Origin of the sequence: Rubrivirga sp., assembly GCF_965213695.1 — a bacterium.
Taxonomy (GTDB): Bacteria; Bacteroidota; Rhodothermia; order Rhodothermales; family Rubricoccaceae; genus Rubrivirga.
This window is the reverse complement of record NZ_OZ243912.1, coordinates 3,921,031-3,934,699: the sequence shown is the minus strand read 5'-3', so window position 1 is coordinate 3,934,699 and position 13,669 is coordinate 3,921,031. Positions and strand designations below refer to the sequence as shown.

4 protein-coding genes are annotated in these 13,669 nt (G+C 71.7%); 3 read left to right on the top strand and 1 reads right to left on the bottom strand.

Annotation, left to right across the window (positions count from 1 at the left end; all coding sequences use genetic code 11):
• The first annotated feature begins 60 nt into the window (after positions 1–60).
• Complete coding sequence (locus tag ACOOHE_RS17375) at positions 61–5,097, top strand: type ISP restriction/modification enzyme (RefSeq protein WP_420455352.1); 5,037 nt, start codon at positions 61–63, stop codon at positions 5,095–5,097.
• 321 nt (positions 5,098–5,418) lie between these two features.
• On the opposite strand, the gene clpB is transcribed toward ACOOHE_RS17375, so the two are convergent.
• Positions 5,419–8,079, bottom strand: coding sequence for an ATP-dependent chaperone ClpB (gene clpB / locus ACOOHE_RS17370; protein WP_420455351.1), 2,661 nt, complete (start codon positions 8,077–8,079; stop codon positions 5,419–5,421).
• A gap of 211 nt (positions 8,080–8,290) precedes the next feature.
• On the opposite strand from clpB, the gene ACOOHE_RS17365 reads away from it, so the two are divergent.
• The gene (locus ACOOHE_RS17365; RefSeq protein WP_420455350.1) at positions 8,291–9,019 is read left to right on the top strand and encodes a head GIN domain-containing protein; all 729 of its coding nucleotides are present in this window, start codon (positions 8,291–8,293) and stop codon (positions 9,017–9,019) included.
• 95 nt (positions 9,020–9,114) lie between these two features.
• Positions 9,115–13,638, top strand: coding sequence for a PAS domain S-box protein (locus tag ACOOHE_RS17360; RefSeq protein WP_420455349.1), 4,524 nt, complete (start codon positions 9,115–9,117; stop codon positions 13,636–13,638).
• Positions 13,639–13,669 lie beyond the last annotated feature (31 nt).

The following is a 13,669-nucleotide window of genomic DNA, read 5'->3' as shown; positions in this document are numbered from 1 at the left end:
TCGGAGGCCAGAGGCACCGCGACGGAGTGGTAAATTCGCGCTCCGATCTCTCAGTTGTCGATGCCAAGCTCTCTCCTCGCCCGATATCTCGATGAGTGCCGAAAGGAGCACTCGACGGGGCACGCCACGGACGAGCAGTCGTATTACGGGCCACTGCGTGACCTCCTCAACGCGGTTGGGAAAACACTGAAGCCTGCCGTCCGCGCGCAGTTCGAGCTCCGGAACACGGGGGCCAAGCATCCCGACTTCGGCCTCTTTGCTTCCAACCAGTTCGACGCCGATGGTGACCTCCGGCAGGGGCGCGAGAGGCCCGAGCGAGGGGCCGGAGAGGTAAAGCCGCCGTCGGCAGACCTAGAGACGATCATCCAGTCCGAGCAGGTGCGGACCTACCTCGACGGATACGGGGTGGTGCTCGTGACTAACCTCCGCGCGTTCGCCGTCGTCGTGCAGGGCCCGTTCGAGGACGAGCCCGTCGTCGCCGACCGATTCGAGATTGCGCCCGACGACTCGGCCTTCTGGGCACTAACGCGGAACCCGACGGCCTCTGTTGAGGGTGCCGAACTGGAGGCCTTCCTCGAGCGGGCGCTCCGGTACGCCGTTCCTGTCGACCGTCCCCAGCACCTCGCTGAGACCCTCGCCAGCTACGCGCGGCAGGCACGCCGTCGGCTCGACCGACTGGCCGACGCCCCCGGCGGACTGGACGCGCTCGATGGGCTGAGGGAAGCCCTTGAGACTACCCTCGGCGCCTCGTTCGAGACCGAGCGCGGCGAGCGGTTCTTCCGCGCGACCGTCGTCCAGACCGTGTTCTACGGCGTGTTCTCGGCCTGGACGCTCTGGCACCGCGAGCAGATCGAGAACGAGCAGCGCGGCTGGAAAAACGAGGACGGGCAGCCCACCGGCGAGACCGAGTTCCTCTGGCGCTACTCCGCCGACTACCTCCGCGTCCCGGCCATCGCCGAGCTGTTCCATCAGCTCACCGGCCCCAAGCGCAAGCAGCTCGGCCTCGACGACCTCCTCGACCGCACCGAGCGCCTCCTCGCCCGCGTCGACCGGCCCGCCTTCTTCAGCCGGTTCCGCGAGGCCGAGGCCATCCAGTACTTCTACGAGCCGTTCCTCGAGGCCTACGACCCCGTCCTCCGCAAAGAGCTCGGCGTCTGGTACACGCCCCCGGAGCTCGTCCGCTACATGGTCGCCCGCGTCGACCGCGCGCTCCGCGACGACCTCGGCATCGCCGACGGGCTCGCCAGCGAGGGCGTCGTCGTGCTCGACCCCAGCTGCGGTACCGGCGCCTTCCTCGTCGAGACCCTCCGCCTCATCCGCCGACGCCTCGAGGAGGACCCCGACCAGCGCGACAGGCTCGGTTCCCGGCTTCGTCGGGCTGCCACCGAGCGTCTCTTCGGGTTCGAGATGCTCACGGCCCCGTTCGTCGTGGCCCACCTCCAGCTCGGGCTCGCCCTCCGCGACGCCGGGGTCCCCCTCGCCGACGGGCAGCGCGCCGCTGTCTACCTCACCAACGCTCTCACCGGCTGGGAGCCCACGCCCGGCGAGGGCCAGACGCGCATTGCCCGGGAGTTCGAACAGGAGGTCGAGGCCGCCCGCCACGTCAAGCGCGACGAGCGCGTCCTCGTCGTCCTCGGCAACCCTCCCTACGACGGCCATCCCGGCCTCGCCCAGGACGAGGAGCGCGCGCTCGTCGAGGCCTACCGCACCCCCGTCTCGCCGGCGCTCCCCCGGCCCAGCGGACGTGGCCTCAACGATCTCTACATCCGGTTCTACCGCATCGCCGAGCGCCAGATCGCCGAGCGGACCGGCCGCGGCGTCGTCTGCTACGTCTCCAACAACTCCTGGCTCGACGGGTCCAGCCACCCCGCCATGCGCGAGCGCTTCCTCGAAGCCTTCGACCGGATCGCCGTCGACAACCTCCACGGCGACAAGTACCGCACCGGCAAGACCACCCCCGACGGCGACCCCGACCCCTCCGTCTTCTCCACGCCCAGCAACCGCGAGGGCATTCAGGTCGGCACCGCCGTCGCCACGCTCGTCCGCGCCGGCGACCACGCCGACGACCGGCCTGCCGAGGTCCAGTACCGTGACATCTGGGGCGCCGCCAAGCTCGACACCCTCGCCGCGCTCGCCGCCGAGGGCACCCTCGCTGGCCTCGGCCTCCGCGCGCCCGAGTACCAAGCGGTCCACCCCGAGCCCCAGCTCGGCCTCCCGCTGCTGCCCCGACAGGCCGCCGGCGACTACTTCGAGTGGCCCACCCTCCCCGACCTCTTTCCCCACTACTTCGCCGGCGTCCAGACTAGCCGCGACGACGCCCTCGTCGACATCGACCGCGACCGGCTGGCGGCCCGCATGCGCCGCTACTTCGACCCCCAGGTCAGCGACGCCGAGATCGCCGAGACGGACCCCGCCCTCATCTCCGACGCGAGCCGCTTCGACGCCACCGCGACGCGGCGCAGCCTGCTCCGCCTCGGTATGGACGCGGGCCAGATCGTCCTCTACCACTACCGCCCCTTCGACGTGCGGTGGGTGTTCTGGATCGGAGAGACGAAGCTGTTGCATGAGAAGAGCCCGGAGTTCAAGCAGCACGTCTTCGACGGCAACCGCTGGCTCGTCTCACAGCAGAAGCCCCGACGCGACTGGTCGCCCCCTCAGGTGGTTCGTGACTTGGGTTCACTCGACGTGATGGACCGGGGCGCCAGCTTCATTCCTTTCCGCCTCGCGCCGGACCTGATGACGGCGGGCGCCTACCGCGACAACCTCTCCGACCGCGCCCGCCGCTACGCTGAGGCCCACGGCGTCACCGCGGAGGACCTCTTCTACCACGCGCTCGCCGTCCTCCACGCGCCCGCCTACCGCGACGAGAACACCGGCGCGCTCCGCCAGGACTGGCCCCGCGTCCCGCTCCCCCCGGACGCCGCCGCCCTCCGCGTCTCCGCCGCGCTGGGCCGCCGCGTCGCCGACCTCCTCGACCCCCACGCCGAGGTCGAGGGCGTCACTACCGGCACCGTCCGCCCCGATCTCGCCACGGTCGCCCGGCTCGAACGCGCCGACGGCGGCCAGATCGACGAGCGCGACCCGGACCACCTCGCCGTCACCGCGCGCTGGGGCTACCTCGGCAGTCGGGGCCAGACCATGCCCGGCCCCGGCCGCACCATCGCCCGGCCCAAGCCGCCCGGCCAGCCCGCCGCGCTCGGCCTCGACGCCGCCGACGTTTACCTCAATGACGGCACGCGCTGGGCGACGGTCCCCCGGGAGGTCTGGGACCTCAAGCTCGGCGGCTACCCGGTGCTCAAAAAGTGGCTCAGTTACCGCGACCTGGACGTGCTCGGCCGCCCGCTCACGCTCGCCGAGGCCGACCACTTCCGCGACACCGCCCGCCGCCTCGCCGCGCTCCTGCTCCTCGGCCCCGATCTCGACGCCGCCTACCGCGTCGCCGCCCACCCCCCGGACCCCCTCGCCGACCAACCGATGACCCTCGTCGACCTCCGGGAGCTCATGGAGCTGCCTGAAAGCGAAACCCTCGAGTTCAAAGTCGCGCCTTGGGGAACGGATAACTCCAAGCTGATGAAATGGCTCTGCGCGCTCTCGAACGGCGGCGGCGGCCAGCTCGTGCTCGGCGTCTCCGACGACACGCCACCGGCTATCGAGGACTATCAGCTCCTTCTGGACTACAACGACCACCTCAACAACTGGTCGAAGACCCTCGGGCGGTCCATCAGCGGGGACGAGGTGTTCGACGAGGACGGCCGGCGGGTGCTCGTGCTCACGGTCGCATCACGCGCACGCGGCGAGTGGGTCGAGTACGGGGGGCGGCCCTGGACCCGGTCCGGGTCCTCGAGCACGGCCATGACGACGAGCCAGATGCGCGAGATCGCGCTCGAAACCCTTAAGCCCACCACCGAGACCTCCCCGGACCTCACCCTCAACGACCTAGACCCAGACGCCATCGAGGCCTACCGCGAGCGCGTTATCCGCAAGCTCGATACCGACGAGAAGAAGCGTCGCTACGAGCGGATGGACCCGCTGACTCTCCTCGAATCCTGCGGCTTGTGCGAGGCCGACCGGGCCATCAGCCTGGCCGCCCTCATCCTGCTCGGACGTGAGCACGCCACCTTCCAGCACCTTCCGCAAGCCGAGATCATCGTCGAGTACCGCGTCAACCCCGATGCGACCAAGTTCAACGCCGAGTTCTCGTCCCGCCACCGCCCGCTCGCGCTCGTGCTCGACGAGATCATGGACTTTGTCCGGCCTTACACCACGGCCAATCCCATCGAGATGCAAGACGGTCCCTCGGTCGTCCAGAAGCCTCGGTATTCCGAGCGGTCCGTCCGAGAGGCCATCCTCAACGCCGTCGCCCACCGCGACTACACCCTCACGCGGCGCGTCGAGGTCAAGCTGTCGCCGATCGCGTTCGAGGTCCTCAGCCCTGGCCCGTTCCCGGCAGGCGTGACACCCGAAAACGCGGCCGACAGGCGGGTCTGGCGAAACGAGGCCCTCGCCCGCGGCCTCAAGGAGGCCGGCTTCATCGAGCGGGCCGGCCACGGCATTGATCTCATGATGGCGGCGGCCATCCACCAGGGCCAAGCGCTCCCCGAGTTCGAGGAGCCCGGCCAGACGTCCGTCCGCGCCGTCCTCCACGGCGAGTCCTCCGAGACCTTCCGCCAGTTCACCCAGCTCTTGCCCACCGAAGAGTGGGAACAGCTCCGCCCCCCCGCCCTCCGCGCCGTCGACGCCATGCGCCGCAACCTCCCCGTCACCCGGATGGAGCCCGTCGGCGTCGAGAAGCTCCTCTCCGAGGACATCGCGCAGCGGTCGGGCGACGGTGCCTACCTCGAGCCCGCTGCCCGATTTGGCCTCAGCGCCGAGGTCCGCGAGCAGATCGGCCTCGGCGGGCTCAAGGACGATCTCCTCTCGACTCTCCGGATGCACGAGCCAGCCGGGATGAAGAAGGCCGAGCTTGTCGAGGCTTTCCCAGACCACAACTGGCCCCACATTCGTCACGTCCTCAACCGGATGCGCGACGAGGGTCGCGTCGAACTCGTGGGCAAGACGAAGGCCGCTCGCTGGCATGTCGTCGCCGCGTCAGCTTGAGGTCATCCGTGCCTATTGTGACGCATTGTGCATACCCTTCGAGCTCTGATAGAAGGGACGGAGGGCTAATACGGTGCCGTATCGCCATTCTCGCCGCCGGGCCGAGCCTGATTGGATTCCATTGTGCATAGCCGGAGCGTCAGGGAGGCTGAGAATCACTGCCCCGCCCCCCTGCCATCGCCGAGCGCCGCGCTCGTACTTCCCTCACCGCGATGATGGCAGAGGGGGGCCCCCGTCCCAAGGCCAGTAGGCACCTCGGTCTTTTCGCGTGGTCTGGAGACACTGGCCCCCGCTTGGGCGGCGAAGCGGGAGCCGACCGCCCTATGCCTCCGCCGCGGGTGCCATCGGCCCGACCGTCTCGGGGAGCGGCTCGCCGGCCGGGACCGTCTCCAACGTCACGCTGCCGCCCGGGGCCGCGTCGATGACGACGGCGTCGCCGTCGGCCACCAGGCCGCCGAGGATCTGCTCGGCGAGCCGGTTGGCGACCTGCCGCTGGAGCACGCGCTTGAGAGGCCGCGCGCCGAAGGCGGCGTCGAAGCCCTCGGCCGCGAGCGCGTCCTTGGCCGCGTCGGTCAGCACCAAGCGGAGCCCGTGGGCCTTCTCGGCCATGGCCCGCGTCCGCTCGAACAGGATCTCGACGATCCGGCGGATCTGGGTCCGGCCGAGCGGGCGGAACACGACGGTCTCGTCGATCCGGTTGAGGAACTCGGGCCGGAGCCGCGTCCGCAGCATGGCCGTCAGCTCGTCGCGCAGGCTGTCCATCTCGGCCTCGGTGATCTCGCGGTCGGTCCCCAACTTTTGGGTGATGAGCTCCGAGCCGAGGTTCGAGGTCATGATGATGAGCGTGTTCGAGAAGTCGACGACGCGGCCCTTCGAGTCGGTCAGGCGGCCGTCGTCGAGCACCTGCAACAGGACGTTGTAGACCTCGGGGTGGGCCTTCTCGAACTCGTCCAAGAGCACCACCGAGTACGGCCGGCGGCGGACGGCCTCGGTCAGCTGCCCGCCCTCGTCGTAGCCGACGTAGCCGGGAGGCGCGCCAACCAGGCGCGAGACCGTGTGGCGCTCCTGGTACTCCGACATGTCGATCCGCACCAGCGCCGAGTCGTCGTCGAAGAGCTGCTCGGCGAGCGCCTTCGCCAGCTCCGTCTTGCCGACGCCCGTCGTGCCCAGGAAGATGAACGAGCCCAGCGGGCGCTGGGCCTCCTGGAGCCCGGCGCGGCTCCGGCGGACCGCGTTCGCGACGGCCTCGACGGCCTCGGGCTGCCCGACGACGCGCCGCTCGATGGCGTCTTCGAGGTGGAGCAGCTTCTCGCGCTCGGTCGCCAGCATCCGGGAGACCGGGATGCCGGTCGCGCGTGAGATGACGTCGGCGATGTCTTCGGCGTCGACCTCCTCCTTGAGCATGGCGCCCGACTCCTGGACCTCGGCCAACTTGGCGGTGGCCGTGTCGATGGTCTCCTGCAAGCCCGGGATCGCGCCGTAGCGGATCTCGGCGACACGCGCGAACTCGCCCTGGCGCTCGAGGTCGGCGGCCTCGGTCTTGAGCCGGTCGATCTCGGCCTTCGACTCCTTGATGGTGGTCACCAAGTCGCGCTCCTGCTCGTAGCGCGCGCGCAACCGGTCGCGCTCCTCTTCGAGGTTGGCGAGCCGCTCGGAGATGGCCTCGACCTGGGCGTCGTCGCCCTCGCGCTTGACGGCCTCCCGAGCGATCTCCTGGGTGCGGATCTCGCGCTCGACCTGGTCCAGCTCCTCGGGCGTCGAGTCGATCTCGATGCGCAGGCGGGACGCGGCCTCGTCGATCAGGTCGATGGCCTTGTCGGGCAGGAAGCGGTTCGTGACGTAGCGGTCCGAGAGCTCGGCCGCGGCCACGATCGCGCCGTCGGTGATGCGGACGCCGTGGTGGACCTCGTAGCGGTCCTTGATCCCGCGCAGAATCGCGACGGTGTCCTCGACCGACGGCTCGCCGACGAACACCTGCTGGAAGCGCCGCTCCAACGCCTTGTCCTTCTCGAAGTACTTCTGGAACTCGTCGAGCGTCGTCGCGCCGACGGCCCGGAGCTCGCCGCGCGCCAGCGCCGGCTTCAGGATGTTGGCCGCGTCCATCGCGCCCTCGCCGCCGCCCGCGCCCACGAGGGTGTGGATCTCGTCGATGAACAGGATGACCTCGCCGTCCGAGTCGGCCACGTCCTTCACGACGGCCTTGAGCCGGTCCTCGAACTCGCCGCGGTACTTGGCGCCCGCGATGAGCGCGCCCATGTCGAGCGCCAAGATCCGCTTCGACTGCAACCCCTCGGGCACGTCGCCCTCGACGATCCGGATGGCCAGCCCCTCGGCGATCGCCGTCTTACCGACGCCGGGCTCGCCGACCAGCACCGGGTTGTTCTTGGTCCGCCGGCTCAGGATCTGCAAGACGCGGCGGATCTCGTCGTCGCGGCCGATGACGGGGTCGATCTTGCCCTTGCGGGCGGCTTGGTTGAGGTCGCGGGCGTAGCGGTTGAGCGCGTCGTACTTGGACTCGGCGTAGGGGTCCTGGACGCGCTGGCCGCCGCGGACGTCGCGGAGCACGTCGAGCAGGGCGTCCTGGGTCACGCCCTGGCTCTGGAGCGCGTTGGCCGTCGGCCCGTCGCCTTGGGCGAGCGCCATCAGCAGGTGCTCACTCGCGACGTACTCGTCGCCGAGGGCCTCGGCCTCCTTGAGCGCGCGGTCGAACGCCTTGTTGAGGTCGGTGCCGACGTACTGGCCCGACACCGACGCGCCGGTCACGACGGGCAGCTTGTCGACGGCCCGCTCGGCGAGCGCCGCGAGGGTGTCGGCGTTCGCGCCCAGGCGCGAGAGGAGGGTGGGGACGAGCCCGCCCTCGTCCTGGAGGAACGCCTGCAACAGGTGAGGCGGCTCGACGCCCTGATGGTTTTTGGACTGCGCGATCTCGAGCGCGCGCTGGACGGCCTCCTGGGCCTTGACGGTAAACTTCTGGAGGTTCATGTCGGGATCTCTGAGGGGCGGGCGTGGCCGCCGGTGTTCGGTGTCAGTCGCCCGTCCGACTGCGAAGGGCGTGCCAGGGGGCGTGGCTCTGTCACGATGTCAGCCGTTATTGGGGCACGCTTCGCCGACCGCCAGCCCGGCCCCCCCGGCCGGCCGCGCAACCGTCCGAGGGGTGCGGCCGTAGCCGACGCCCTCACCCTCCGCCGTCGACATGCGTTCCGCCCTCCGCCTTGCCCTGGTCGCGTCCCTCGCCCTCGCGGGCTGCTTCAACGTCTCGTGGGGCGAGGGCGAGCGCGTCGAGGGCTCCGGCACGTCGGCCACCCGGACGGTCGACGTGGCCGGGGTCCGGTCGGTGAGCCTGGCCACGCCGGGCACCCTCGTCGTCACCGACGGCGCCGTCCCGCTCGTGATCGAGGGCGACGACAACCTGATCGACCGGATCGAGGCCGAGGTCCGCGACGGCGAGCTCGTCGTCGCGGCCGAGCGCGGCGTGTCGCTCCGGCCCCAGGCGCCGCTCCGGTTCACCGTCGGTGTCGACCGGCTCGAAGGGGTCCGGATCGCCGGGAGCGGCCGGGTCGAGGCGACTCGGGCCCAGGCCGACGCGCTGACGCTCGCGATTGCCGGGAGCGGCGCGCTCGACGTCTCGGGTGTCCGGGCCGACGCCGTCACGGTGAGCGTCGCGGGCAGCGGCGACGTGACCGTTGCTGGGCGGGCGGGCCGGCTCGCGGTCGAGATCGCCGGCTCGGGCGACGTCGACGCCGTCGGGCTCCAGGCCGACCAGGCCGAGGTCCAGATCGCCGGCGCGGGCGACGTCACGCTCTGGGCCGAGAAGGCGCTCGACGTCGAGATCATGGGGGCCGGCGACGTCCGGTACGCGGGCTCGCCCGAGGTCACGCGCTCGGTGATGGGCGCCGGCGAGATCACGCGCGTCGAGCGCTAAGGCGCGGGGCCGGAGGAGGCGCAGCGGCCCACGGGCGAGCGGGTTATGACCGGGCCCCGACGGTCCGATACCCGGGGGGCTCCGCCCGCGTCTCGATGATCGACCCTCAGCAGTTCCATCGTCGCCTGACGGTCCGGTACGTCGTCGCCCTGTCTCTGATCGCCGTCCTCGCCATCGTGGCGCAGGGCCTGGTCCAGCACACGCTCGGCCAGCAGGTCTCCGACGCGCGCGAGGTGAACCTGGCCGGGCGCCAGCGGATGCTGAGCCAGCGGATCGCGAAGCACGCCGTCTCGGCCCGGCTCGCGGCCGACCCCGACGACGCCCTGGGCCGGCTCGCCGCCGACGTCCGCGAGCTGGAGGAGGCGCACCACGCCCTGCTCGACGGCGCCGCCGCGCGGGGGCTGCCGGGCGTCCGCGACGCCGCGGTCCGGGACTCGCTCCTCGCGCTCTCCCCCGAGGTCGGGGCGATGGTCGCCGCCGCCGACTCGCTGGCCGTGGCCCGGACGCCGGTGGCCGCCGACGCGGCGCTGGCCGGGCTCCTCGCCGCCGAGCGCGACTTCCTGCCCGCGATGGACCGGGTCGTGTTCGCGCTCGACGACGGCTCGGCGCAGTCCGTCCGCGACCTCCGGTGGATGGAGGGGGGGCTGCTCTTGCTCACGCTCCTCGTCCTCGTCCTCGAAGCCCGGTTCGTGTTCCGCCCGGCCGTGGCCTGGGCCGCCCGGTCCATCCGGCTCGCGTCCGCGGCCCCGCTGCCCCTCGCAGTTGGTCGGCCGCGCGAGCGGTCGGGGCCGTCGGCCACCTTGACCGCGTTCCGGTCGATCCTGGTGATCGGCTCGGTGAGCGTGCCCGCGTTCTGGTTCGTCTACCGCGCCATCGACCCCGGGTACTACGACCCGCTCGAGTACCGGCTCGGCTACAGCGCGTTCCTGGTCGGGATGCTGGGCCTGACGTACCTCAGCCAGGCGGTCCGCCGCGCGGTCTGGACCGTCGCGCTCGTCGCCACGACGGGCCTGACGGGGTACTTCACCTGGCTCGGCGGGCTCAACGGGTTCGACCTCCCGTGGACGGTCGGCGTGCTCACGGCGGGGTGCGCCTCGGCCCTCGCCGTCGCGCCGTACGCCCGGACCGAGCGCCAGGTCTGGACCTCAGTCGGCATGCTGATCGCTGTCTTGGTGGGGACGCTCGTGGGGGTGAGGGCGGGGGCCCAGCACCTCTCGGTCCTCGGGGGGTACTTCGGGATCCTGTCCCTCCTGATCGGGCTCGGCGCCGTCGCCCAAGTCCGGACGCGGGAGGCCCTCCGAGACGGGCGCGACGCGCTCCGGGCCCGAGAGCGCCTGCTCCGGACCGTCATCGACGCCATCCCCGAGCACGTCTACGTCAAGGACCTCGACGGCCGGTGCGTCGTCCGGAACCGGTACAGCGCCGAGCAGATGGGCCTCGACGACTCCGAGGACGCCGTCGGCCTGACCGTGTTCGACCAGTCGGAGGACCCCCAGGTGGCCGCCGACTACTGGGCCGAGGAGGAGCGCGTAATGCGGACCGGCGAGGCCGTCCTCGACCACGAGGAGCCGTACGCCTTCGGCGGCCGGACGGGGTGGATCGTGACGTCCCGAGTCCCCCTCCGCGACGACGCCGGCGCCGTCGTCGGGCTCGTCGGCGTCACCCGCGACGTGACCGAGGCCAAGCGGGCCGAGGCCGCGCTCCAGGAGAGCGAGGCCCGGACCCGGTCCATCTTGGACGGCGCCCCGGACGCCATCGTCACGCTGGACGAGAACGACGTCGTGGTGGACGCGAACCCGGCCGTCGAGCCGATCTTGGGGGTCGCCCCGGCCGACTTGGTGGGCCAGGGGCTCGCCGAGATGATCGTCCCGGAGCGGTTCCGCGACGAGCACCGCGCCAAGCTCCGGCGCTACGTCGAGACGGGCGAGCCGGGCTCCCTGCTCAAGCGGCTCCGGCTCCCGGCCGTCTGCGCCGACGGCCACGAGATCCCGACCGAGATCACGTTCCGCCCGCTCCGGCTCGAGTCGGGGCGGACGCTGTTCACGGTCCACATCCGCGACCTCCGGGCCCAGACGGCGGCCGAGGCCGAGATCCTCGCCCAGAAGGACGCGGCCGAGCGCCAAGAGCGCCTGCTCCGGACCGTCATCGACACGATCCCGGACATGATCTTCGCGACCGACCGCGACGGCCGGTGCGTCTTGCGGAACCTCGCCGACACCCGGGCCATCGGCTACGACGACCCCGAGGGCACCCTCGGCCTGACCGTGTTCGACACCGTCGGCGACGGCCGAGCCCAGGCGCTCTGGGACGCCGACCGGGCCGTGATGGAGACCGGCGAGCCCCGGATCGGCGGCGAGGACCGGGTCGTGGTCGACGGGCGCGAGCGGATCTACCACTCGGCCAAGGTCCCCCTCCGGGGCGACGGCGACGCGATCGTCGGGCTCGTCGGGATCGTCCGCGACGTGACCGAGCAGAAGGAGGTGGAGGCCGCCATCGTCGCGGCCAAGGAGGCCGCCGAGGCTCGGGAGGCCGAGATGGAGAGCCAGCGCCAGCTCCTGCGGACCGTCATCGACACGATCCCCGACCACATCTACGTCAAGGACGCCCAGGGCCGGGCCACGCTCCGCAACCTCGCCAGCGCCCGCTCCCTCGGCTACGACCGCCCCGAGGACGCCGTTGGCCTCACCGACGCCGACGCGGACGAGAGCGAGGCCTCGCGGGCGATCCTCGCCGATGACCTCCACGTCGTCCGGACCGGCGAGCCGATCCGGAACAAGGAGGAGCGAGACTCCGAGGGGGGCTGGCTCTTGACCACCAAGGTCGCGCTCCGGGACGGCCACGGCGAGATCGTCGGGCTCGTCGGCGTCTCGCGCGACATCACGATGCAGCGGGAGGCCAAGGCCGCGCTCGTCGAGGCCAAGGAGGCCGCCGAGGCCGCCCGCGAGGCCGCCGAGGCGTCGACGCGCGCGAAGTCCGAGTTCCTGGCCAACATGAGCCACGAGATCCGGACGCCGATGAACGGGGTCATCGGGATGACCTCGCTCCTGCTCGACACGGCCCTCGACATCGACCAGCGCGACTTCGTCGAGACCATCCGGACCTCGGGCGACGCGCTCTTGACCATCATCAACGACATCCTGGACTTCTCGAAGATCGAGGCCGGGATGCTCGCGCTCGAGGTCCACCCGTTCGAGGTCCGAACCGCCGTCGAGTCCGCGCTCGACCTGGTCGCGCAGGCGTCGGCCGAGAAGGGCGTCGAGCTGGCGTACCTCGTCGAGGACGGGGTGCCCCGGGCGGTCTTGGGCGACGCGACCCGGGTCCGCCAGGTCCTGGTGAACCTCCTCTCGAACGCGGTCAAGTTCACGCCGTCGGGGTCCGTCTGCGTCCGGGTCGAGGCGGACCCGGCCGAGCCGTCGGCCGGGACGATGTGCCGGGTCCGGTTCGCGGTCGAGGACACGGGCATCGGGATCGCCCCGGACAAGCTCGGGCTCGTGTTCGAGTCGTTCTCGCAGGCCGACGCCTCGACGACGCGCCAGTACGGGGGGACCGGGCTCGGGCTCACGATCTGCCAGAGCCTGGTGGCCATGATGGGCGGCGAGATGTCGGTCGAGAGCGTCGAGGCGCCGGCACCCGGGCACGGCTCGACGTTCCGGTTCTCCGTCGCCGTCGAGGTGGCCCCGTCCGAGCGCCAGGTGTTCCAGCGGCGGGACCAGCCGGCGCTGGCGGGCCGGCGCGTGCTCGTCGTCGACGACAACGCGGTGAACCGCGAGATCCTGACCCGGCTCTCGGCCCGGTGGCGGATGGCCCCGGACGCCGTCGGGTCCGGCGCCGAGGCCGTCGTGGCGTGGTCGCGGGCGGCCGAGCGCGGGCGCCCGTACGACCTGGTCCTGTTGGACATGCAGATGCCGGAGATGGACGGGCTCGCGACGGCCCGGGCGCTCCGGGCCCTGGCCCCGGACACGTCGCCGGTCGTCGTCATGCTCACGTCGATCCACCGGGACGGGGCGCTCGTCGAGGACGCCCAGGCGGCCGGGGTGGCCACGCTCCTCTACAAGCCGACCAAGCCGTCCCAGCTCTACGACGCGCTCGTCGACGTCTTCAACGGCCGGCCCGCAGCCGAGGCCGCGTCCGAAACGTCCACGGCCACGCCGTCCGAGGAGGCCCCGGCCGACCGGCCGACGGCGTGGGTCGCCCGGCCGTCGCCGGGCCCCGGGCTCCGGGTGCTCGTGGCCGAGGACAACGCGGTCAACCAGAAGGTGGCCGTCCGGCTCCTGGGCCGGCTCGGACTCACAGCCGACGTCGTCGCCGACGGGGCCGAGGCCGTGGCCGAGGTCGAGCGCCGGGCCCGGCTCGGCGAGGGGTACGACGTCGTGTTCATGGACGTCCAGATGCCGGTGATGGACGGGCTCGCGGCCACCCGGGCCATCCGCGCGTCGGCCACCGTCACCGACCAGCCGACGATCATCGCGCTGACGGCGAACGCGATGGAGGGGGACCGCGAGGGGTGTCTCGGGGCCGGGTGCGACGACTACCTCTCGAAGCCGGTCCAGCTCGACGCGATCCGCACGGCCCTCGACCGAGCGGCCGGCCGGCGGCGCAGGGCGGCGGTGGCCGAGTGACACCGGGCCGCCTACCCCGACATCGCTCTCG